Raw genomic sequence first — 23,441 nt, 5'->3', positions numbered from 1 at the left:
ATCTGACAAAAATGTTCGACTTATGTTCGACTAAACAAAAACAGGCTTTCAAGTTGTTACACTTAAAAGCCTGATAATCAATGTCGGGATGACAAAATTCGAACCGGGCCGCGCAGGTTTGCGACTCCTGGCACCATCTGCTGCTTCGCGACTGTATTAGAACAAAAAAGCCCGGTCTTTCGACCAGGCCTTTGTCGGGATGACAAGATTCGAACTTGCGACCCCTAGCACCCCATGCTAGTGCGCTACCGGGCTGCGCTACATCCCGCCTTCTTTGGGGTTGCAAATGTAATAATCTTTTCCAGTGGAGTCAATTTTTTTCAAAGTATCGGAGGTTTTTCTCCGATACTTTGAAATTCGATGATCAGATCGTCTCGTTCTGCCAGTTTGGATTCACAGGCTCAACTTTGCCTTTTCTGAACCATTTGTCTCTCACACGCTCGTTGACATAGTACATACATGGTACAATAATCAGCGTAAGAACGGTGGAGAATGTAAGTCCGAAGATGATTGTCCAGGCCAGGATATTCCAGAAAATCGAGCTTGGGCCACCAATGATCAGGTGGGGTTCGAGGTTACGGAAAAGACCGACAAAGTCAACGGTGATACCAAGTGCCAGGGGTACGAGTCCAAGTACCGCCGCAGAGGCAGTCAACAATACCGGCGTCAGACGAATCGCTCCACCTTCAATAATCGCCTCGCGCATCGGGTAACCCCGCCCGCGCAGCTCTTCGATAAACTCAATGAGCAGGATACCATTTTTCACCACAATACCGGCCAATGCAATGATACCGACCCCGGACATGATGATTGAAAAGTCTTTGTTGAAAATAATGAAACCCAGCAATACACCGATCAAAGAAAGGATAATGGTAAAGAAGATGATAAATGGCTTCACGACCGAGTTGAACTGAGTCGCCAGGATCAGGTAAATCAATAGAATGGCGGCGCCAAAGGCAGTTCCAAGGAATGCCATCGATTCATTTTGTTCTTCCTGCTCTCCACCCATTTTAATGGTATAACCGTTAGGTACTTCCATGTCTTCAATGAGTGTCTGGATCTGAGCCACTATTTCATTGGCATTGTAGCCCGGCAAAACGTCGGAACCCAATGTAACGATCCTGCTTTGATCCTGCCGGTTGATCTGGCTGAATGTGGTCGAATAACGGATATTTGCCACGGAAGTAATGGGTACCTGGCGCAATGCACCACCCATGACCATATCGCGGTAAACCACATTCAGGCTCAGGAGCTTTTCTATCTGTTCGCGGTCGTCTTTTTGTAGTCTGACCATAATCGGATATTCATCTTTATCATCCCTGAACTTGGACACTTCCAGACCAAATAATGCTGTTCTCACCGCCAGAGCAACCTGTTGCGAACTGATTCCTTCGCGCTGCGCTTTTTCACGATCTATATCGATGACGATTTCCGGCTTGTTGGTGACAAGATCGGAACGAAGCTGATCGATCCCCTCAATGCCGGAACCTTCAACCCTCGCCAGAACGCTCTTTTCAAGTTTTTGGAGAATTTCAAAATCGTCACCGGAAATTTCAATCGAAATCGGTTTCCCGGTCGGCGGGCCCACTGCTTCTCTTTCTACAGAAATTTCAGCACCCGGAATGCCTGAAACAGCTTCACGTATTTTGCGAAGAATGGCTTCCGAAGATCTTCCTCCTCGCTCCGTTCCGTAGACAAATGCAACTGTCACCTTCGATTTATGCGGCGTGGCGGCCCGGTCGGGGTTGTAAGGATCACCGGCGTTTTTGCCAACATTCGCAATCACCGAGTTGACCATATCCATTGCTTTTTCTCTTTCCAGGACTTCAAAAACACGTTTTTCAATGATTTTAGTCACGGAATCTGTAACCCTGGCATCCGTGCCGATAGGCATTTTGGCATATACATACACATAATCCGGATCGCCGCTCGGGAAGAAAAGTACCTTCGGCTGAACGATGCCGGTAAGCACAAACGTAAGTACCAACATTACGAGCATGGTAACGATCGCTACGACCGGTCTCCAACCTCTCAGCAGCCAGTCAATCAATTTCCGATATCCGTTTTTCAGGGACGGCAAAAGTCTATCCTGGAATGGGACCAGGACTCTTGGTGTCAGAATGTAATGGTTGAAAATCCAGAGGATCAGAATGAAAACCACGAAGTTTCCAATACCGCGATCGATCAGATAACCCAGCAATGCAGCCACTCCCAGGATGATCACCGGTCTGCGGATCGCTTTAAAGCTCGTATCGTGCGCCTCTTTTTCATCATCATGCCTTCCCATAAATGAAACCGCGAATACCGGGTTCATCACATAGGCGACAAAAAGAGAGGCTCCGAGGGTGATAATGAGCGTCAGCGGCATAAATTTCATGAATTCCCCGACTATACCCGTCCAGAAAAGCAATGGAAAAAATGGCGCAATCGTAGTAAGCGTTCCCGAAAGTACCGGAATAAACACCTCGCCGGCTGCTGCTTTTACCGCCTGCTGAATGGTCCAGTCTTTGTGATTGTTGAAAAGCCTGTGCGTGTTTTCAATTACCACGATGGCATCATCCACAACCAGACCGATCCCGAGCAGGAATGCAAAAAGTACAATGGTATTCAAGGTAAATTCAGTACCAACCATCGGCCCGATGATCGGCATCATTACAAATGCAACTAATGCGGATAGTGGTACCGAAAGACCCACAAAAATGGCGTCGCGAACTCCCATGAAGAACATCAGTACCATTACCACGAAAATAAATCCGAGTACAACGGTATTGATCAGGTCATGAAGATCGGCTCTCGTCTGGATCGACTGATCCGCTGTGATGTTGATGTCCAGACCTTGCGGAAAACGGTTTTCTTTATATTCGGCAATCGTGTTTTCGATTTTGTCGGCCGCATCCACCAGGTTTTCTCCGGAACGTTTGATGACATTCAAAGTGATTACCGACTTATTCGCCAGACGAGCAAAATCCTGCTGCTCCTCGAAATCATCTTTCACCTCAGCCACATCACCCAGGCGAACAGTAGCGCCCGTTGAAGTCCGGATCCGGATGTTCGCCATATCGGCTACGTTGGTATACTCGCCTTTTACACGCAACGTTCTGCGAACACCTACTACATTTAATTCACCACCCGAAACGTTGATGTTCTCACCTTGTATGGCAGTCTGAACATCGTAAAATGTAAGGCCGGATGCCTTCATGCGGTCCAGGTTCACATTGATCTGGATTTCACGGTTTAATGCACCTAAGATGTCCACACGTGTAATTTCAGGCAGTGCCTCAATCCCGTCCTGTAAGTCTTCTGCGAATTGTTTCAGCTGTTTCAGAGAATAGTTACCAGCGATGTTGACGTTCATAATCGGGAATTCCGAGAAGTTCACGTCCTGCGCGGTTGGCCCGGAATCGAGGTTTTGCGGTAAGTCCGTCTTTGCCTTATCGATCGCGTCCCTGACTCGCTGGAGGGCTACCTCCACAGCCACGTCCGGGGTAAATTCAACGAGGATTACCGATACATCCTGTAATGCATTGGACTTGATCTTTTTAACGCCGCTCAGTGATTTAAGCTGTTTTTCAATGGGCTTGTTAATCGTATTTTCGATATCGGCCGGAGCTGTCCCGAAATAGATCGTATTGATATAGATCTGCGGGATCTTAATGTCCGGAAATTGCTCCTTGGGCAGGTTGCTGTAAACCATGAACCCAGCCAACGTAATGATGAACGTAAAGATGTAAATCGTTGTACGGTTCTCTACGCACCAGTTGGTGAAGCCAAGGGTTTTATATTCTTCAAATTTCATATTTCTAAATTTTGAATGACCGGTTTGCCGGGTCGCGGGTCGCCGGTGCGGTGATGTTAGACTAGTAACTTATCACTTGTCCGTCAGATACCTCCTGATAGCCTAGTGTAATCAACTGATCGCCTGCTGAAAGTCCTGAAAGAATTTCAATTTTGCCATTATAAGACAAACCGGTTCTCACCTCCCTGGCTTTGGCGATTTTCTTGTTTCCTTCGGCAACCGCCACGTAAACCACCGTTCCTTTTTCAGTGCTTTGAACATAGTTCTGATCGATCGCCAATGCGTTTTTGCTGGTAGCGTCGTTGATCTGAACATTTGCCATCATGTTTGGCTTAATGTCTTTGTCCGAAGGAAGATTTGCCTCAATGGTAAAAGTCCTGGACAATGGATCGACAGCTGTACTGACGAACGTAACCCTCGCTTTAAATTCCTTTTTAAGATCCGGAAATTTCACGATCACTTCGTCGCCTTTGCGAACGCTGGCCGCATACGTATCCGAAACTTTCGCCACTACCTTCAGATTGCTCAGGTTCACAACGCGGACAACGCCCATTCCCGGAGAAGCCATTTCACCTACTTTCACATTCACCATATCCACTACTCCTGCCATTGGCGATACGATGTTGGTTTGTGAAAGCTGCGTATTTAATGTGCTAAGACGTCTTTCCAGCGCTTCCTTGTTGTTTTTAGCCTGAATAAACTGGATCTCCGTTCCGATCTTCTGGTCCCAGAGGTTTTTTTGTTTCTCATAAAGCGTGTTGGCAAGACTCATCTGCGTTTTCAGTTCTTCAATCGATTCATTGATAAGACTATTGTCTATTTTACCAATGACGCTTCCTGCTTTCACATAATCGCCTTCTTTTACATTCATAGCCACCACGACACCGCCTGATTTCGGCGTGATCATCACATTGTTCTTCGCATCTACGGTACCTTGCAGCTCCACATAGTGACGGAAGGTTTCCGCATTCAGGGTATCAATGGAAACCGGTTTGATTTTCGTGGTAGCTGCTTTTTTAGGATCCAGCTTGGCAATTTCAATTTCCAGTGCCTTGATTTTCTTTTCATTTTCAGCCTGCTCTGTTTTTAGCTTGGCCAATTCCTCTTTTTTTCCTGCGAGACCTTCTTTTTCCGCTCCGCCGCATGCTGCGAGCAAGGTAGCCAGGACCGCTATGAGCAAAATATTGTTTTTCATGGTATTAGTAAGTAGCTGTTTCAAATTTTGTTTCGTGTTAATATTATTTTTCGGTGTAAAGCTCACCTTTGGCTCTGCTTAGATCTACCTTGGCAATCATCAGATCGTAAAGTGCTGTGAAGTAATTGGTTTGCGCCTCTTTCAGTGAAGATTCCGCATTGATCACCTCAATGTTGGAGCCAACGCCTTCTTTGTATTTGATCTTCGAAACGCGCACGATTTCTTCGGCAAGTGTCAGGTTGCGTTTCTGCGTCTCCAGTGTTGCAAATGCATTCTTGATGTTGATGCTCGCCTGGTTATTTTCGAGATCAATCGACTGTTTCAGCAATGTCTGGTTGTTCTTAACCTTGTCAATGGCGATCTTTTTCTGGTTGATCTGGTATTTTTTGGAAAAACCGTCGAAGATCGGAATGTTGAGATTGATGGCTAAAACCATGTTGGGAAACCAGTTATTGGTAAACAACTGCGAGAATTTATCCGCACCCGCATTATATCCATATCCAAGCGAGGCCGACACGCTGGGCAGGTAACCGCTCCTGATATTGCGCAGGTCGAGTCCCGCGAGCTTTTCCTGGGTATTCAGCAACGAGTATTCAATGCGGTTTTCATAGCTCAGATCATTGCCGGTGGATATTGCCCTGAGCGACTCCACATCCACTGCATTAATATCATCCGTCAGTTTGATCGGCTCATTTGCAGGCATTCCCATCTGATATCTCAGCAGGGCATAGCTGAGTTCGATAAGGTTTTGCACCTTTTGTCTTTCCGTTTGCAGGTTATTGATCTGCACTTCAAGGCGATTCACATCCAAAAGCTCTACAAAACCACTTTCATTCATTGCTTTGGTTTCGCGCATGAGCGAGTCCACCCGGGAAATGTTTAGGTCGAGCAACTTGGCACGTTCTTCCGCCACTTGCGCGGAATAGTAAGCTTTCGTAACTGCCTCTGCTACCTGCACTTTCGACGAAGTAGTTGATTTTTGGGCCAGTTCCCGATAGGTTGCAGCGGCTTTCAAACCGATAAAATAAGAACCGTTGAAAATGAGCTGGTTCAAATTAGCCGAAGCCGAACCCTGCCACGGAATACCGAATTCAAGAGCGGCTGGTGGTGCATCCTTGGGGGTATTCGGATCCAAACTGCCTCCCGGAAGGAAAAACCTTGGGATAATGATGTTATTTGTCAATGCAACGGCCGCAGACACTTGTGGTAAACCTGCCGCACGAATTTCACCAATGCGCGCCTCCGCTGACACGGCATCAAGCTGTGCATTTTTAATATTCAAATTGTGCTTGATCGCGTATTCCACAGCCTGAGGCAGGGAATATCCTTCCTGCGCCCGGGCGGGGAAGAAGCTGATTACTATCGCCAGCAGCATCAGTGCGCGGCGTATCCTTTGTTCATTTTTCATGGGTGTTGAATTCGATTGCTGATTTATCTTTTATGGTGTTGTAGTATTCAAATCCTTTTTCCGACAATATCCCCCTCAAAAAGTGGAGCAGAAACTGCATTTGTGTCCGCATCATATCGAATTTCTTGGGAGGGAAGAGAGTGGGGTCAAAGGCCATTACGACTTGTTCGACGCGTAAAATGCACAGGATTTCAATGTCGATGTCCGGACGGTAAAATCCCTGCTCGATCCCCTGAACAAGGTTATCGCGGATGCTTTTGATGATATATTCATGTTTATAGGTTTGAAATAAATCCCAGGCAGCGGGATAGTATTTTTTGAGATCATACAGCAGGGTTGGGTTCATATCCGAAAGTGAATCGCGCATTTGCCTGGACGCGTACATCATTTGCTCAATCGGGTTGGACGCCTGCTCGTCCAATTTTTCCATCTCGCATTTCTGAGACGTGATCTCTTGCTGGATGACCAGCGCGAGTATTGCTTCTTTATCGGAGTAATGTTGATAAATAGTTCTTTTTGATATACCCAAATCCTTGGCAATATCGTCCATCGTAACGCTCTTGATCCCGTAGCGCCAAAACAGATTACATGCTGATTTTATAATTCGATCTTTCACGCAGCAAATTTGAAATATTCGAATGATAAAAACTATGAAAACTCTGTAAAGTTTTAAAGTTTTCTAAGGAAATTTTAATAATGTGTTTTCTGAATGAATGCTAAGTCGCGGCATGTAAATTAAACGTCTCATTATCAATATTTTATAAACTACTTAAAAGAAGCGGAATTTGTTTTTCGAAAGTTGATGAGGTGTTCATAAGAATTTTGAAAAGTTTAGCTAAAAACTGCAAATGGTAAATTATCAAGAATAAGTATTTTGAAAGTTACTCCTGAAAACGTTATATATGTAACCGCAACATCACATTTTGATAAGTAATGAAGTTTAAATGTAGGAAGACATGAAATCCAAGATCAACGAAAAAATTATCAAACGGTTTATTTGGGGTATGAACTTGGTATTTAAGCCGATAAATCAGTTTGGAAGGGGAATGATTTGGTAATAATCGGTGTTTGGAATTGACATAGATTCTAGCCAAATTTCGAGTCTTTTTGTTCCTTTTGTTTAACCCACCATTCACTAATAGCTATCGCGACTGACAAATCAATGAAAAGCAGCTACATTGACCTTATTGAGCAAACGTTCGAGTTTCCCACTATGGAGTTCAACGTTGATAATAACGAATTGCTGTTTAATAATGTACCGCTGATGGACATCATCAAAGAACATGGTACTCCATTAAAGATCAACTATCTACCAAAAATCGGAGAGCATATTTACAATGCAAATATGTTTTTTCGGAATGCATTTAAACGGCATAATTACAAAGGGTCTTACACCTATTGCTATTGTACCAAGTCTTCCCATTTCAGTTTTGTTCTGGAAGAGGCTTTAAAGCACAATATTCACATTGAGACTTCTTCGGCCTTTGACATCCCCATTATCAGGGAACTGTACCGCCGCGGCAAAGTCCAGAAAAGCACCTACATTCTTGCAAATGGCTACAAGCTGCCACGTTACACCCAATATCTGAGCGAATTGATCAATGAAGGTTTCAATGTGATTCCGATCCTTGACAACCTCAAAGAAATTGAATCTTACGAGCAGCAGGTTACCGCAGATGTAGTCAATTTCGGAATGCGGATCGCAACGGACGAGGAACCGAATTTTGCATTTTATACATCACGTCTGGGCATTCGTTACAACGACGTTCAGCAGCTTTATAAAGAGAAAATCCAGCCTAACCCGCGGTTTAAGCTGAAAATGCTGCATTTCTTTATTAACACGGGCATTAAAGACAGTGCATATTACTGGAGTGAATTAACCCGTTTTATGTTCAAATACTGTGAAATGCAGAAAATCTGTCCGGAGCTCGATTCGATCGATATCGGTGGCGGTTTACCGATCCAGACATCCCTGCAATCCAACTACGATTATCAGCAGATGATCGATGAGATTATTGAAAACATTCAGTGGATCTGTAATAAAAACAACGTTCCGGTGCCGCATATCTTTACCGAATTCGGCAGCTATACCGTTGGTGAAAGTGGCGCGGTGATTTACGAAATCATTGACAAAAAGTTGCAGAATGACAAGGAGTTATGGTATATGATCAATGGCTCATTCATCACGCAGCTTCCCGATTCCTGGGGCATGAACCAGAAATACATCATGCTGCCGATCAACAACTGGGACAGTCCGTATCAGAAAGTAAATCTGGGAGGGTTAACCTGTGATTCGCAGGATTTTTACAACAGTGAAATGCATAGTGCGGATCTGTATATGCCCATTTTTGAAGAGGAAACCGAGAAGCAATACATCGGATTTTTTCACACCGGAGCTTATCAGGAATCTCTGGGCGGATACGGCGGCATTCAGCATTGTCTGATTCCGGCGCCCAAGCATGTGCTGGTGGATCGGGACGAGGAAGGTAATCTTATTTCCCGTGTTTTTGCAGAAGAGCAGAACAGTGATTCAATGCTGAAAATCCTGGGTTTTAAAGATGAAACCTATACTGCGCCGGAAATCAAAAAGGAAACTGAGATCGAGGCGGTTGAAGCCGAGGCGGAATTGGCTGAAACAAAAATCTGATATCAGGTATAAAGTTCTTTGAATGAGTTCGTTATTAGTCCAACGTGAATGCTCATTCAAAGAATTTATTTTTATATTTTTGCGGTGACAAAATCTTATACGAACAGAAAAATGAAAAAGATCCTACTTCTTGTTGCTATTTTCGGAACGCTCGCCGTTTCTTCGTGCACCAAGCATGCTTGCCCGGCTTATGGCTCAGTTCAAAAAACAACGGCACCAGCACCGGTTGTAAAAGCTTAATTCTGATTTTGAAGGATGATTTTTGCTGCTTCTAATAAATTCACCACAGCGTAATCACCAAAAGACTCCTCATTCTCCGGGACAATGTGAATGGTTCTGACGCCCACATTTTTCCCCGCTTCCATATCTCTGTCCCTGTCGCCAACCATCCAGGATTGCGAAGGATCAATGTCATATTTCGCAATCGCCTTTTCCAGCATCAAAGAACCCGGTTTTCTGGAAAGTGAAACACCTGAATTGTCTGGATGATACGGAGAAAAATAAAGATCATCCAACGCATTTCCGGACGCTGCCTGCATAGCCTGATGGATCGTGTATACATGATCGGCTGTGTACAATCCTTTGGCAATACCTGCCTGATTCGTCACTACTACCAGTAGAAAGCCTGCATCTTTCAGCGTTTTCAGTGCTTCCGGAACTCCTTCGGGGATTACCAGATCTTTCAGGTCGTACATATAATTTGTACAATCTTCGTTGAGTACGCCGTCGCGATCCAGGAACACACATTTGGTTTTTGTTTCGGACATATCAGGCTGAAAATTCTTTTACAGATTCAATAAAGCAGCGCACTTTATCCGGATCGGTGTCGGGATAAACGCCGTGGCCGAGATTGGCAATGTAGCGTTGCGTACCAAACTGGTCCAGCATATTTTTCACCTCTTTTTTGATCTGATCATAAGAAGCGTATAATACGCAAGGGTCCAGGTTTCCCTGCAATGTTTTGTTCGGGATCAAATCGCGGGATTCCCGGATATCCATATTCCAGTCCAGCCCGACAACGGAGCAATCCAGTTCTCCGATTTCTTTTCTTGCGAAAAATGCACCTTTTGCAAAAACCGTAAGCGGTACTTCATGGATCGCGTCGCAGATCTGTTTGATATAAGGAAGTGAAAATTCCCGGTATTGCTCGGGTGAAAGTATCCCCGCCCACGAATCGAATATCTGCACCAGATCGGCACCGGCAGTAATCTGCGCTTTCAGATATGCGATGGTACTATCTGTTATTTTTTGAAGTAATAAATGCGAGAATTGAGGATCTGCATACAAATGCTTTTTAGCAACTGAAAAAGTTTTGGAGCCTTTACCTTCCGTCATGTAACAGAAAATGGTAAAAGGCGCGCCGGCAAAACCGATCAATGGAACGCGGTCTTCCAAACCGATCTTGGTCAGCTTAATGGCATCCAGGACATATTTTAAATCCGTTTCCGGTTCGGCGACATGCAGCTTTTCGAGATCCTGAATGGAATGCACAGTTGCCGGAAAAACCGGGCCGCGTTGTTCGATCATTTCGTAGGGAAGTCCCATTGCTTCCGGGATCACCAGAATGTCGGAGAAGATAATTGCTGCATCAACTCCAAGAATATCAACGGGTTGAAGCGTTACTTCGGCTGCCATTTCCGGCGTGGTTGCGAGGGTAATGAAGCTGCCTGCTTTTTCACGGACTGCACGGTATTCTGCCAATATCCTGCCTGCCTGCCGCATCATCCAAACGGGCGTACGCTCCGTTTTCTCCCCCCGTGCCGCACGGAGTAAAAGGTCATTTTTCAATTTCATGCGGCAAAGGTAACAATAGCAAAGGACGGATTAACATCTTTCGAACACATTACTTCGAGATGTGCAGCCAAATGCAAAAGGTCGCTTTTCCCGGCAGAGCTTTTTGATTTCACGCCATCTTTTTATGATTTGTTCCACCATTTCCCAGTACTGATAGCCATTCTTGGAAGGAGGAGAGAGAAAAAAGACACCAACATTGTGCGCTTCAAATAACTCGCGTTGCCGCCGTGTTTTGTAAATATTGATCCTTCTGAAAAAGTAGTTTGATCAGGTTTGCCAAATTATGCATTCCAGTACTCATGAAGCCATCGACGTACTTTATTCGAAGGTAGACCTAAAATGGAGGAAACGTCAGGGATCGTATAAATGCCTGTACCAATTCCAAAGATGTGGAGGTCATGTATTTTTGATTGTGTGTGAAATAAAAAACCTTGCTTTAAAGACTTTGTAAATCTTTAAGACAAGGTAAGAAATTTCTTTTTAGACTTATTATTTCTGCTTCAACTTCAAAACCTAAAATTAAGCCCGACCAAAAAGTTTGTCCCGGCTTGTGGGAAGTAGAAATTTTCCTGCGTTACGGCGCCGCCGGCGAAATATCCGTAGGTGTATCCATTGGATTCATAACGTTCATTTAAGATGTTATTGACCAACAAATTGAGCGAAATTTCACGTGCCCAGGCTGGTTTGATCGTCCAGGAAAGCCGGATATCATTGGTGAAGTAGGCGTCCAGTTTCCGGGTTTCATTGGAGGTGTTATCGAGATACTGTTTGCCCACATATTTAGTCAGTAATGCCAGCTCTACATTTTTGACCAATGAATATGTAAACTGGCTTCCCGCGATCACATTGGGTGAAAATGAAATGTCGGACTTGCCGTGATCGATCGTATTGTAACCACCATCATCGTAATTCACGATGTACTCTGTGAAATTGTTGATCTTATTCTGGCTGAAAGTCGCATTCAAATTCCATTTTAAAAACTTGTTGAATGCGACCGCACCTTCCAGTTCAATCCCGGTCCGGTAACTTTTAGGAACATTCACCCGGATTGAATTACCGACGTCATTAATTTGTCCCGTGAGTACCAGCTGGTTTTTATAATGCATCAAATAATAGTTGGCAGAAAACGCCCATTTGCCTCGCTGCGTCCGAAAGCCAGCTTCGACATTCTGCATATGCTCACTTTTTGGGAAAAGAATGGCAGTAGACGCAGTCAGATCATCCCGGTTCGGTTCGCGGTTTCCGATGCTGTAAGATGCATAAACTGAACTTTGATCCGCCAGCTGATAGGTTAGCCCGGCTTTTGGATTGAAAAATGAATACGATTCGTCCACAGCCAGTTGCACCTGATCATTATCTGTTCCATGAATGTCGTGGCTGACCGTCCGGAATTGCAGATCGGCAAATGCATTCAGTTTATCCGTGAACTGATAATACAGCTTTCCGTAAATGTTGAAATCCTTTTTAATGCCATTGCTGTAATAATACCGATGCTCGTTTTCAATATTTCCGGCATTTCTGGCCCAGATAATCTGGCCATAATGTTCTCCCTCATACTTGTTCCACCCGCCGCCGATACTCGCAGTCAGCTTTTTGAAACTGTTGTAATCGAGCGAAAAAGTGGTCCCGTAAAAGTAATTATCCAGCCAGCGCCGACGGACCAGATCTGTGCCACTGAGTGTATCGTTTCCGATAATGACATTCGGAAGGTTGTAATTGCTGTAATCGTCTGATTTACGGTATTGCTCATAATAACCCAGCCCGCGAACGAGGAATGCATTCAGGTTGAAGTTCCAGTTATCGCTCAATGCGTGCGAGGAAACGATCTGGTAATGATCCTGACGGTAATTGTCGACTTCGTTTTTATAGGTATAGGAATTATAAGTCCGGTTGCCGGAATTCAATAGATTTTGTGCATCCGCTTCATCCAGGCCATTCCGATTGATATAACTCAGAACACCTTCACGATCTCCGCGCAGCTTGGCTTCCGGCACGCCATTCCAGGATTGGTACGTACGTTCATTACCCGAAAATACATTGACCCGGACAAAGCTTTTTTTACCAAAATAACCTCCCGATAAATAGTACGAATGCAGCTCAGAAGACGCGCGATCCACAAATCCGTCGGAAGAAACGCGCGATAACCTGGCGTCGAAAGTAAACTTGTCTTTAATGAGTCCCGATCCGACTTTCAGGGTGTTTTTAAATGTATTAAATGAACCATACGAATTGTTCAGCTCGGCATAAGCTTCTTTGTGTAATGCGTTGGTGTTGATATTGACGGTTGCTCCAAATGATCCGGATCCGTTTGTGGATGTCCCGACGCCTCGCTGTATCTGGATACTGCTTACAGACGAAGCGAAATCCGGCATATTTACCCAAAACACACCCTGGCTTTCTGCATCATTATAGGGGATTCCATTTAGCGTCACATTAATGCGCGTGGCATCCGAACCGCGAATGCGAATGCCTGTGTAACCGACGCCCGCGCCCGCGTCACTTGTGCTGACGAGCGATGGCGTGAAGTTGAGCAACACCGGAAGATCTTGCCCGAAGTTTTGTTTATCAATGGCAGCTGCATTCACATTTGTAAATGCCATTGCGCTTTTTTCAGTCACGCGGGTTGCATTAATAACCACTTCATCAGCCTGATAGGTGCTTTTTGTGAGTTTCACATCCACCTGGCCGTCAGTTGGAATCGCTATGACCGTGGATTGATAACCGATGTAGGAAATTTCAAGTGCGGTAACCGTCGCAGGAATGTTTTTCAATGAGAAGTTTCCGTCTTTGCCGGAATTTGTACCGCGGATTTCACCGGCTTTGACGGTCGCGCCGGGTAATGGTTTTCCATCTTCGGAATCTGTGATTTTGCCCGAAATGGTTTGTTGGGCAAAGCGTTGCCCGGCATGTGATTGGGAAATGAAGCAGACGCTAAAAAGCAGCGCATACAGATAGGTAGTAACGTTTCGCATTGCGAGATAAGTTGTTACAACAGGCAGGGGCCACCTATCTTCGGTTTGAAAAAAAATAAAAAATCAGAAACGACCAGACTTTCAGCTGGCTTTCTCTTCCTACGCCGGCATTACCCGGATCAGGTTTATGGGTATGATCTCAGCCCGTCAGGTAGGGCACCCCTTTGAGATTATGCTACAAAAGTAAGGCGAAGAGTCGATGTTTCAAGAATGTTTCGCTATTCTTTTCGTAATTGCCACTTTGCGGGATTAAGGCTTGTATGAAAAACAGCAAAAACGACCACCGTTTTCGTCGCGCTGTAAATTTTAAAGTGAATGGCACATGGAAAGACGGGCAGACTCCTGATATCCTGCCTGGCTATCCGAGGGCTCGGATTTTAGAGAGTTCCACTCCTGAACCGGAATAAAGATGCGGGTGGTAATGTTCTGATTGTCTGAAATATAGTGCGGTTTTATGAGTTTTGTTCTTTGGTCTTTTGCAAATATAAGATTATGAAGCTAAATGCAAAACCACCAATTCCGTCATTGCTTTTCGCTATTTTTACAAACTTTACTTTCTCCAAAAACGAAACTCAAAATGCCTGACTATACCGACACCATCACTTTGAATGCATCTGAACATGCGATGGATCTGGAATACCGGTTTGGGGCACATAATTATAAACCTATGCCGGTTGTGCTGGAGCGCGGGTTGGGAGTGTATCTCTGGGATGTGGAGGGGAAACAATATTTTGACTTTTTATCGGCATATAGTGCTGTAAGTCAGGGACATTGTCATCCGCATATTATCAATGCGATGATGGAACAGGCACAGAAACTAACGCTGACTTCGCGCGCATTTTACAATGACCGTCTCGGAGAATGTGAAAAATACATTTGCGAGTATTTCGGTTACGATAAAGTTTTAATGATGAATTCCGGTGTGGAAGCCGGGGAAACTGCATTGAAACTAACCCGGAAATGGGCTTATAAAGTAAAAGGCATCGAGCCGGATAAAGCAAAAACCGTTTACGCATCAGGTAACTTCTGGGGCAGGACGTTAGCCGCCATTTCCGCGTCGACGGACCCATCAAGCACTTCCGATTATGGGCCTTTTTTGCCTGGGTATGAGATCATTCCTTATGACGATCTGAATGCGCTTGAAGCGATTTTCCGATCCGATCCGAATGTTGCCGGCTTTATGGTGGAGCCCATTCAGGGGGAGGCCGGGGTTGTGGTTCCGGCGGATGGGTATTTGAGAGGAGTGAGGGATTTATGTACCAAATACAATGTACTTTTTATCGCCGACGAAGTTCAAACGGGCATCGGACGAACGGGAAAACGCCTTGCCTGCGACTGGGAAGGTGTAAAGCCCGACATTCTGGTTTTGGGCAAAGCTTTATCCGGAGGTACCATGCCGGTTTCCGCAGCTTTGGCAAATGATGAAATTATGCTGACCATCGCCCCGGGCGAGCACGGTTCCACGTATGGCGGAAATCCGCTTGCTTGTGCCGTCACTATCGCTGCGCTCGAAGTCGTCGAAAACGAGAATCTTGCCGATCATGCAGAAAATATGGGCCAGCTTTTCAGGAATAGAATGCTAGGATTACAACAACAATGTTCTCTGATCCAAATCGTTAGAGGTAAGGGTTTGCTGAATGCAATTGTGATCAACGACAGTGAAGAAAGCAGCACAGCAAGGGATCTTTGTTATAAAATGATGGAAAAAGGTTTGCTATGTAAGCCGACACATGGTAACAAAATCCGCTTCGCGCCGCCATTAGTGATCAATGAGGAACAAATGAACAAAGCCTGTGATATCATTCAAGAAGTATTTTTAGAAATGACCGGCAACTTATGAAATTGAAAATTTTCCTGCCCATTCTATTCCTGGCCACGATGTTCTTTTCCTGTAAAGAGAGGAACGTCGATCCGGCTTCTGAGACGGAAACAAATGAATGGATTTATGCCAATATGAAGTATTGGTACTATTGGAACGATTACATTACGGCGTCCCCCGATTATTCAAAAGATCCGAAAGCTTTTTTTGAGTCACTCTTATACAAGTATAATGCGACTTCGAGGCCTGATGGCGACCGGTTTTCGTGGATACAGGAAAGCGCGGACGAGTTGCAGGCTTCGCTCGGGGGTGAATCCAAAACCACCGGAATGGAGTACAAGCTGGTCTATTATCCGAGCGGGAGTACGAATGTGATCGGTGTTGTTTTATATGTGGCGCCGGATTCCCCGGCTTCGAAGGCAGGGTTCGCCAGAGGTGACATTTTCAGCAGTGTGAATGGCCAGAAACTGAGTGGTACGAATTATAGCGGTCTTTTGAATAATCAGGATAAAAAAACCTTCACACTTTCCAAGCCCGACAAAGACGGCGTGCTGGAAGAAGGAACGATTGTGAAAGAAGTTACCCCGGTTGTTTTGCAGGAAGATCCGGTGTTTTTTGATACAACTTACACATACGGTGCAAACAAAATAGGCTACGTGGTTTACCATCAGTTTGTCCCCGAGCCTTACCAGGCAAATAATGGTTTGTATGACAAAAAACTGGACAACATTTTCGCGAAGTTCAAAGCCGGCAATGTCAATGCATTGATTTTGGATCTGAGATATAATCCGGGCGGCTACGTGAGTTCTGCCACGAATCTGGCGAGCCTGATTGTGAGAGCGACCTCAAATGACATTTTTTATTATAAAGAATACAACGACGAGGTGACGGAAACCAGCCGCAAGAAATTCGGGGACAGTTACTTTTATGACAAATTCGCGGCAAAGGCCCAGAACATTGGTTCCAGCCTCAATCATGTATACATCCTCGTTTCCTCAAATTCTGCATCTGCAAGCGAGCTGGTTATCAATGGTTTGAAACCGTATATGAATGTAACCCTGATAGGTGGTAAAACAGTGGGGAAAAATGTAGGATCGGTAACGCTGACCGGCAAGGATAAGGGTATTAAATGGGGATTGCAGCCCATCGTTTCCAAATCGTTGAATAAAGACAAAAAGTCGGATTACAATACCGGTTTTGTTCCGGATTATCCGGTGAGCGAGGGGATTTTTCTCTTCCCATATGGTAACCCAAAAGATCCGCTGCTCGGGGAGGCATTGTTCCGGATCACCGGGACGCATGTAGTGAGGCAGGCAAAAGACGCCCGAATTCTGCAGGAGGAAGAGAGTCAGGTAATTAATTCTTCCATTACCAAAAAGGCCGGCGGCAGCAACATGTTTTTTAAGCAATAAACGTCGCGGAAAATCATTTGATGGTGATCGTAAACAGCTTCAAAACTGTTCTGTCACCATTTTTTATTGCTATTTTTACAAGCATGCATCGACAAGATCCTAACTAATTGATTGCTTATGAAGCTGGTTAATGATATGACTGTCTGGTTTTTGAAGCGACGCTTCGAACGGATCGAGCAGTTTATGAAATACCCGATCGAGGCGCAGCAACGTATGTTTTCAGAACTAATCGATACTGCGCGTTATACCGAATGGGGGAGCCGGTACAATTACGGACAGATTAAAACCATTAAGGAATATCAGGATCAGGTACCCGTTTCAACTTACGAGGAGCTTTATCCATATATTGAAAAAATCCTCAGAGGTGAGCCGAATGTGATGTGGCCTTCCCAGATCGAGTGGTTTTCCAAATCGTCGGGTACCACCAATGCAAGAAGTAAGTTTCTGCCGGTTTCGCCGGAAGCATTGGAAGAATGTCATTATGAAGGTGGAAAGGATATGATGACGCTGCTCATCAATAATCGTCCGGATACCCGTGTTTTTGATGGAAAAGGCTTGTCGATCGGCGGAACTTTACATGCCAACCCATTTGATGATTATACTCAAATCGGTGACGTATCGGCGGTGATCATGCAAAACCTGCCTTCCTGGGCAGAGTTCATGCGTACCCCGCCATTAGAGGTAGCATTAATGGACCATTGGGAAAGCAAGCTCGATAAAATGGCTTCCATTTGTTCGCAGGAAAATGTGACGAGCATTCTCGGCGTGCCTACCTGGACTATCGTTCTTCTCGACCAGATCCTTGAAATGACCGGCAAGAAAAATATGCTGGAAGTCTGGCCTGATTTTGAAGTTTTTGTGCATGGAGCCGTGTCATTTGAGCCATACCGGGATTTGTTTATGACTAAATACTTCCCGTCGGATCAGGTGTTGTATCTCGAAACATACAGTGCTTCCGAAGGCTTTTTCGCGATCCAGGACGATGTTACCCGGGTAGGTGAAATGCTTTTAATGCTCGATTACGGCATTTTTTATGAATTCATACCGGTCGAAGAAGTAGGTAAGAAACATCCGAAAGCATTGTTGCTGGACGAAGTGGAAATCGGGAAAAACTATGCGATGGTGATTTCGACCAATGCGGGTTTATGGCGCTACCTGATTGGCGACACGGTGAAATTCACTTCATTATATCCGTTCAGAGTAAAAGTCAGCGGACGTACCAAGCATTTTATAAATGCATTTGGAGAAGAAGTAATTGTTGAGAATGCCGATTATGCGATTAAAGTAGCTGCGCAAAAGACGGATTCACTGGTAGCCAATTATACCGCTGGGCCGGTTTATATGGGCGACGGATCGCGCGGCCGGCATGAATGGATCATCGAATTTACTAAAGAGCCGGATGACAGAGATGAATTTAAAATTGCCCTCGATCATGCATTACGCGAAGTGAATTCCGACTATGATGCAAAACGGTACAAGGATATGGCGCTTCTTGATCCGATCATCCATTTCGTCCCTGCGGGAACATTCTACGCCTGGATGGGAAAACTTCATAAACTGGGAGGCCAGAATAAAGTCCCAAGACTAAGCAACAACCGGGAATATCTGGATGATTTGCTGGGGAGTTTGTGAATAGCTTTTAGCTGTTAGCTATTAGCCATTAGCTAATAGCTAATAGCTATTAGCCATTAGCTATTAGCCTTTAGCTTTAAATGGTCAGGCGTGGGCTTTCATCTATATTAAACTTTATTAACAGAAATAAAAAAGCTAAAGGCTAACCGCTAATAGCTAACAGCTCCCCATGATCCCTAAATCCCTCAAAATAAAAGGCTTATATTCTTATCAAACCGAGCAGGAAATTGATTTTGATCCGCTGACTGGCGCTTCGTTGTTTGGGATTTTCGGGGCGGTGGGGAGTGGGAAATCTTCTATTCTTGAAGCGATCACTTTTGCACTATACGGCGATACGGAACGTCTGAATAAGTCGGGCGATGACCGCACTTATAATATGATGAATCTCCGGTCGGACGAGTTGCTGATTGATTTTGAATGCATCGCAGGAAAAAATGGCGATCGTTACCGCTTCACGGTCCGGGGGAAAAGGAATAGCAAAAATTTCAAAGATGTCAAAACCTTTGAAAGACGGACCTACATCTGGGAAGAAAACGCCTGGGTGCCGCTTTCGGAAAATGTCACTGCAGAAAGTATCATCGGACTGAGCTACGATAATTTCCGGCGTACGATCATCATTCCACAAGGTCGTTTTCAGGAATTTATCGAACTCCGCGATGCCGAGCGCACCCGCATGATGAAAGAGCTTTTCCAACTCGAAAAGTACGATCTGAGCAGGAATGTGGGTTCATTGAGTAAGCAAAATGACATTGCCGCATCAAATGTCGAGGGGCAATTGCTGAGCCTTGGTGAAGTGACTGCCGATATGATGGAGGCGGAGGAAAAAAAGCGGGAGGAAGTGAGGCTGGAAATCAAGAAGTTGAATGAAGAATTACTCATTTACACTACACAGGAAAATCAATTCCAAAAACTAAAAGAGACTGCCGATAAAATCCTGGGGCTTCAAAATCAATTAACTGCACTGGAAGAAAAGCGTGCGGTAATGGCTCTCCGAGAAGAAACGCTGAAAGTTTTCGAAATATGCTCACTGCATTTTAAATCCATATTAGATCAAAAGAAAAATATAGCAACGTCCATTTCGCGTGACGAACTTACGGTCCAGTCGAATGCAGCGCGACTTACGGAATTAGCAGGTAATCTGGAAAAACAAAAGGAAACGCTGCTTCAATTAAAACCCCAGCACGACAAAAGAGAAGAATTGCTGGACACTGCCGAGGAACTGGAAAAGGTAATTCTTATCCTCGAAAGCATTTCGTCGGTTTCAAGAACCAAAGAAAGGCTGGTGCGTGGTGAACAATTGCTTTTCGAAAAGGAAAAGTCTATTGATTTACTTAAAAAAAATAAGCTGGAAAAGGAGTCGCAAACGGATTTGTTGAAAAATAAATTGTCTGATATTCAGCAGTTAAGCCTTGTTAAATCCTGGTTTACAACGCTGGATAGTTTGACGGAATCCAGACAAATTGTGAAAACCGAAGCCGAAACTTTGCAAGCTGAAATAGTAAGGCTTCAAACAGATCTGAGGCAGAAAACAGACGGCATCAAACTGGAATTCTCACTTGCATTGCCGGAAACCATTACTGCGGACATCTTTCAAAGTACCGTTCAGGAATATTTGCGGACAAATGAGGAGCTGCAAAAATTGGCCAACAAACAGCTTTTGCAACTCAATACCCGGCTCGCACTTTACCAATATGCGGGCGAGCTGGAAGACGGCGTACCTTGTCCGCTTTGCGGCGCGGAGCATCATCCCGCGGCGCTCCATGCCGATGGTTCCATTGCCGATGATCTTTCCGGTGCTGAAAAGAAGCTGGCCAAACTGGACCAGCAGGAAAAACTGCTCCGGCGTTTGCAAACTCCCATTGAACGGATTTTTACACAAATTGAAAATCTTGAGAAGCAAAAAACCTCCATTAAGCAACGATATGCAGATGCGAAGTCAAAGCTGGACCAGCATGAGACCGCCTTTGTTTGGGAAAAATTCAGCAAAAACGATCGTGAAGGATTTGAAAAGCACTTCACCGAAATCAACAAAGTTCAGGAAGAAATTAAACGTAATGAGGTTTTTTTAAAGGAATTGTCCGCACAGATTGAGGCCGGCATCCTCGAAAAAACGGAGAAGTTTGAAAAGCCTTTACAAGCATTGAAAGACGAGATCCTGCGGCTTGAAAACACAGTTTCTACACTTACAACTCAATTACAAAGAGTAAAATATACCGATTTCGAAGGCCGCGAGAAATCGTATATCTCAGAGCAAATCACATCGTTGAGGACGAATTATAAAAAAATCACCGGTCTTTTTGAAGAAACGGACAAGCAAACCGATTTACTGGAAAAAGAAATAAACGTGCTTTCGGGGAGTCAGCAGACGGTACAATCGGCGCTCGAAGTCAGTAGAAAGGAACTGACTGTGTTGCAGGCAACGATGGATACTCAATTGAAAGCTTTTGAATTTGAGTCCGAAAGCCAGGTGACTGAGGTTCTTCAAAAGCCGATCCAGATAGATCGTGAGCGAAAGGAAATCGACCAGTTTAAGTTTGCATTGGAAACGACGGTCAGGGATCTGCAAAATTTGTTAACAGAAAATCCGGACCAGCATTACGATGCCGAAAAACACCAGGTGGTTATCCAGGCAAAAGTCGCCTTAACGGAAAAACTGCAGACCAAACAAAAGGAAGAAGGAGGATTGGAAAGATCGCTGAGAAAGCTGGCGGAAGATCTTTCAAAAAAAGCATTGCTACTGACTGAAAAAGCACGTTTGCAATTGAGAAAAGAGCATTTGGATGATCTTGCCAAACTGTTCCGTTCGAGCGGATTTGTGGATTATGCGTCAAGTATTTACCTGCAAAACCTGATCCAGGCGGCCAATCACCGCTTCCATCAAATGACACACCAGCAGCTTCACCTGGAATTGGGTGAAGGTAACAGCTTTTGGGTGAGGGACTTACTTAATGGAGGTCATATGCGTTTGCTGAAAACACTTTCCGGCGGGCAAAAATTTCAGGCAGCATTATCCCTTGCGCTCGCATTGGCCGATCACATTCACATTCGAAACGAATCGAAACATAATTTCTTTTTTCTCGACGAAGGTTTCGGATCGCTTGATAAAAATGCACTGCAGACCGTTTTCGAAACGCTGAAATCGTTGCGAAAAGAGAATCGCATCGTTGGAATTATCAGCCACGTCGACGAATTGCAGCAGGAAATCCAGAGCTATCTCCGGATTACGGAAAGTGAAGAAGGCAGCCGTATTCAAGCCAGTTGGAAGTAATGGACTTGCGCGCCTATATGGAGTACTACATTAAGCTGTATATTTGAACAGAGAAATGCTTTCCGCCTATTTATGCTATTAGAAAACTTCTACAAGGCTTTTTTTGTCTGGCTTGAATCGAGATTATCTGATAAAAACTGGCTTTGGAAGGTCACATTAACCTCAATTGCACTTTCCCTTTTTCTTGCATTCCCGCCATACACACTTCTGATAGACCATTTCAGGGAAAATGGCGTAAAGCTGGATGCCTGGGTTTTTATTCAAAATCAGGCTCAGGACCTGCTCCATCCGAGGGATATGGATTACGATGTGAGGCGTGAAAACATGATTTTCAGGTGGACACTTCCTTTGTTGTCTTTTCTCACCCATCACAATGTGCTCCTGATTTTGCTCATTCAGGCCGCATTAGGGGTTTTGTTTATAAAAAAAATCGGCGATTACCTGTATTCGCTTTGCGGTGACAGATCACTCACTGCACTTTTTGTCTTATCGCTGGCTAACACCTTTGTCTGCGTCTGGACATTTGCGGATATTCATGGCTATGGTGACGGATATGCATATTTTTTTCTGTTGCTGGCATTACTTAGCCGGAACCCCGCACTCATTTTTTCCTCGTTGCAGCTTGCATTTTTTACCGATGAGCGGGCGGTGGTGGCTGGCGGGTATCTGCTGCTTTGGTGGATGGTTACCAAAGCATATGAAAAGAACGACTTTACATTTCCTTCTCTTCTCAAATCCGTTTTTTCAGGCGAAAGCCTCATCGTGTGGATTGCCTGGATTGCCTATTTCGGTGTACGTTTTTATGTCCAGGATGCGTATTTCCCAAACCACAGCTACTCTACGATCGGGACGCCGGTATTGTTCGCGAATGATCATCGAAACGGTTTGGGCAGTAGTATCTGGGGCACATTTGAGGGAACGTGGCTGATCATTTTTGCCGCGGCGCTGGTACTATGGCTTTCAAAACATTACTGGCTGCTTGTTGCACTGGTTATTGGTTTCGCAGTTCTTGTAGCGACGGGAATTTACGTGCACGACCTCGACAGGGCACTCGCATATGGGTTTCCATTTATCCTGATTTCTGCTTTCATTCTTCTCAAAACCACTTCTTTTCAGGCCAACCGGCTCCTTTTCTTTTTTATGGCGGTTATTTGCGTGAGCCATTTACAAGTATTTTACATGGGGTATAATAAAATATTGTGGCTTGAACCTCTTCCCGTAAAAGTCCTGATGTACATGGATACATTGTTACACTGGAATTTTTTCAACTAGCCCGTTATTGGATGAATTCGGTGTATTTCATAACAAAAGAAATACCGAATGTTTTATGGATATTAAGTTTGTCAGAGTTTATTCTTACAAGTGCCTGAGTATAAAATAATTAGTATTTGCCTGAGGATAATCAGCTTTTTTTTGTGATTATTATTATTGTATTTTGAAAGGAATTTCCGGTTACACTTGTCATGAGTTGCTGATATTCAAATAGATAAAAGACGGC

At 44.6% G+C, this 23,441-nt stretch carries 14 protein-coding genes, 1 tRNA gene and 1 riboswitch; of the genes, 7 read left to right on the top strand and 8 right to left on the bottom strand.

Annotated elements, in window-relative coordinates:
- Nucleotides 1–194 precede the first annotated feature (194 nt).
- From LZG72_RS06530 to LZG72_RS06510, 5 genes are all read right to left on the bottom strand, one after another.
- Nucleotides 195–268: transfer RNA gene (locus LZG72_RS06530), tRNA-Pro, on the bottom strand.
- 96 nt (nucleotides 269–364) lie between these two features.
- The gene (locus LZG72_RS06525) at nucleotides 365–3,796 is read right to left on the bottom strand and encodes an efflux RND transporter permease subunit (RefSeq protein ID WP_233869137.1); all 3,432 of its coding nucleotides are present in this window, start codon (nucleotides 3,794–3,796) and stop codon (nucleotides 365–367) included.
- A gap of 61 nt (nucleotides 3,797–3,857) precedes the next feature.
- Nucleotides 3,858–4,991 (bottom strand): efflux RND transporter periplasmic adaptor subunit, encoded by a 1,134-nt coding sequence (locus LZG72_RS06520; RefSeq protein ID WP_233869103.1) that lies wholly within the window; start codon nucleotides 4,989–4,991, stop codon nucleotides 3,858–3,860.
- Nucleotides 4,992–5,034: 43 nt separating this feature from the next.
- Complete coding sequence (locus LZG72_RS06515; protein WP_233869100.1) at nucleotides 5,035–6,399, bottom strand: TolC family protein; 1,365 nt, start codon at nucleotides 6,397–6,399, stop codon at nucleotides 5,035–5,037.
- The gene (locus LZG72_RS06510) at nucleotides 6,389–7,015 is read right to left on the bottom strand and encodes a TetR/AcrR family transcriptional regulator (protein WP_233869097.1); all 627 of its coding nucleotides are present in this window, start codon (nucleotides 7,013–7,015) and stop codon (nucleotides 6,389–6,391) included. The genes LZG72_RS06515 and LZG72_RS06510 overlap by 11 nt, the downstream gene beginning before the upstream one ends.
- Nucleotides 7,016–7,561: 546 nt before the next feature.
- Between LZG72_RS06510 and LZG72_RS06505 the strand changes: the two genes are divergently transcribed.
- Together LZG72_RS06505 and LZG72_RS29120 are read left to right on the top strand one after the other, a co-directional pair.
- On the top strand, nucleotides 7,562–9,046 hold the full coding sequence (locus tag LZG72_RS06505; protein WP_233869093.1) for an arginine decarboxylase: 1,485 nt from the start codon (nucleotides 7,562–7,564) through the stop codon (nucleotides 9,044–9,046).
- Nucleotides 9,047–9,157: 111 nt separating this feature from the next.
- A complete protein-coding gene (locus LZG72_RS29120; RefSeq protein WP_255700933.1) occupies nucleotides 9,158–9,286 on the top strand; it encodes a hypothetical protein in 129 nt (42 codons plus the stop codon).
- On the opposite strand, the gene LZG72_RS06500 is transcribed toward LZG72_RS29120, so the two are convergent.
- The 3 genes from LZG72_RS06500 to LZG72_RS06490 form a co-directional block, all read right to left on the bottom strand.
- Nucleotides 9,283–9,813 carry an HAD-IIIA family hydrolase gene (locus tag LZG72_RS06500; RefSeq protein WP_233869090.1) on the bottom strand — a complete coding sequence of 177 codons (531 nt, stop codon included), beginning with the start codon at nucleotides 9,811–9,813 and terminating at the stop codon, nucleotides 9,283–9,285. The genes LZG72_RS29120 and LZG72_RS06500 overlap by 4 nt on opposite strands.
- Nucleotide 9,814: 1 nt before the next feature.
- Nucleotides 9,815–10,840: a uroporphyrinogen decarboxylase gene (gene hemE, locus LZG72_RS06495; RefSeq protein ID WP_233869087.1), complete on the bottom strand. Its 1,026-nt coding sequence runs from the start codon at nucleotides 10,838–10,840 to the stop codon at nucleotides 9,815–9,817.
- A 506-nt stretch (nucleotides 10,841–11,346) separates the two neighbouring features.
- Complete coding sequence (locus tag LZG72_RS06490) at nucleotides 11,347–13,812, bottom strand: TonB-dependent receptor (RefSeq protein WP_233869084.1); 2,466 nt, start codon at nucleotides 13,810–13,812, stop codon at nucleotides 11,347–11,349.
- A gap of 79 nt (nucleotides 13,813–13,891) precedes the next feature.
- A riboswitch (TPP riboswitch) is annotated at nucleotides 13,892–13,986 on the bottom strand.
- Between the two features lie 403 nt (nucleotides 13,987–14,389).
- On the opposite strand from LZG72_RS06490, the gene rocD reads away from it, so the two are divergent.
- The 5 genes from rocD to LZG72_RS06465 all read left to right on the top strand — a co-directional run bounded on the left by rocD (nucleotide 14,390) and on the right by LZG72_RS06465 (nucleotide 23,215).
- Nucleotides 14,390–15,652 (top strand): ornithine--oxo-acid transaminase, encoded by a 1,263-nt coding sequence (gene rocD, locus LZG72_RS06485; RefSeq protein WP_233869081.1) that lies wholly within the window; start codon nucleotides 14,390–14,392, stop codon nucleotides 15,650–15,652.
- Complete coding sequence (locus tag LZG72_RS06480) at nucleotides 15,649–17,043, top strand: S41 family peptidase (RefSeq protein WP_233869078.1); 1,395 nt, start codon at nucleotides 15,649–15,651, stop codon at nucleotides 17,041–17,043. The genes rocD and LZG72_RS06480 overlap by 4 nt, the downstream gene beginning before the upstream one ends.
- Before the next feature lie 117 nt (nucleotides 17,044–17,160).
- Nucleotides 17,161–18,675, top strand: a complete 1,515-nt coding sequence (locus LZG72_RS06475) for a GH3 auxin-responsive promoter family protein (RefSeq protein ID WP_233869075.1) — start codon at nucleotides 17,161–17,163, stop codon at nucleotides 18,673–18,675.
- A 169-nt stretch (nucleotides 18,676–18,844) separates the two neighbouring features.
- Nucleotides 18,845–21,943, top strand: a complete 3,099-nt coding sequence (locus tag LZG72_RS06470; protein WP_233869072.1) for an AAA family ATPase — start codon at nucleotides 18,845–18,847, stop codon at nucleotides 21,941–21,943.
- A gap of 72 nt (nucleotides 21,944–22,015) precedes the next feature.
- The gene (locus LZG72_RS06465; protein WP_233869069.1) at nucleotides 22,016–23,215 is read left to right on the top strand and encodes a hypothetical protein; all 1,200 of its coding nucleotides are present in this window, start codon (nucleotides 22,016–22,018) and stop codon (nucleotides 23,213–23,215) included.
- The last annotated feature ends 226 nt before the right edge of the window (nucleotides 23,216–23,441 follow it).

Origin of the sequence: Dyadobacter sp. CY323 (assembly GCF_021390245.1) — a bacterium.
Taxonomy (GTDB): domain Bacteria; phylum Bacteroidota; class Bacteroidia; order Cytophagales; family Spirosomataceae; genus Dyadobacter.
This window is presented reverse-complemented; position numbering and strand designations above follow the sequence as displayed.

Bases quoted from the DNA above. Each gene is read 5' to 3' on its own strand.
- LZG72_RS06505 (WP_233869093.1), top strand. From the start codon at position 7,562: ATGAAAAGCAGCTACATTGACCTTATTGAGCAAACGTTCGAGTTTCCC.
- hemE (WP_233869087.1), bottom strand. From the start codon at position 10,840: ATGAAATTGAAAAATGACCTTTTACTCCGTGCGGCACGGGGGGAGAAA.
- rocD (WP_233869081.1), top strand. From the start codon at position 14,390: ATGCCTGACTATACCGACACCATCACTTTGAATGCATCTGAACATGCG.
- LZG72_RS06475 (WP_233869075.1), top strand. From the start codon at position 17,161: ATGAAGCTGGTTAATGATATGACTGTCTGGTTTTTGAAGCGACGCTTC.
- LZG72_RS06480 (WP_233869078.1), top strand. From the start codon at position 15,649: ATGAAATTGAAAATTTTCCTGCCCATTCTATTCCTGGCCACGATGTTC.
- LZG72_RS06525 (WP_233869137.1), bottom strand. From the start codon at position 3,796: ATGAAATTTGAAGAATATAAAACCCTTGGCTTCACCAACTGGTGCGTA.
- LZG72_RS06500 (WP_233869090.1), bottom strand. From the start codon at position 9,813: ATGTCCGAAACAAAAACCAAATGTGTGTTCCTGGATCGCGACGGCGTA.
- LZG72_RS06490 (WP_233869084.1), bottom strand. From the start codon at position 13,812: ATGCGAAACGTTACTACCTATCTGTATGCGCTGCTTTTTAGCGTCTGC.
- LZG72_RS06465 (WP_233869069.1), top strand. From the start codon at position 22,016: ATGCTATTAGAAAACTTCTACAAGGCTTTTTTTGTCTGGCTTGAATCG.
- LZG72_RS06515 (WP_233869100.1), bottom strand. From the start codon at position 6,399: ATGAAAAATGAACAAAGGATACGCCGCGCACTGATGCTGCTGGCGATA.
- LZG72_RS06520 (WP_233869103.1), bottom strand. From the start codon at position 4,991: ATGAAAAACAATATTTTGCTCATAGCGGTCCTGGCTACCTTGCTCGCA.
- LZG72_RS06470 (WP_233869072.1), top strand. From the start codon at position 18,845: ATGATCCCTAAATCCCTCAAAATAAAAGGCTTATATTCTTATCAAACC.
- LZG72_RS29120 (WP_255700933.1), top strand. From the start codon at position 9,158: ATGAAAAAGATCCTACTTCTTGTTGCTATTTTCGGAACGCTCGCCGTT.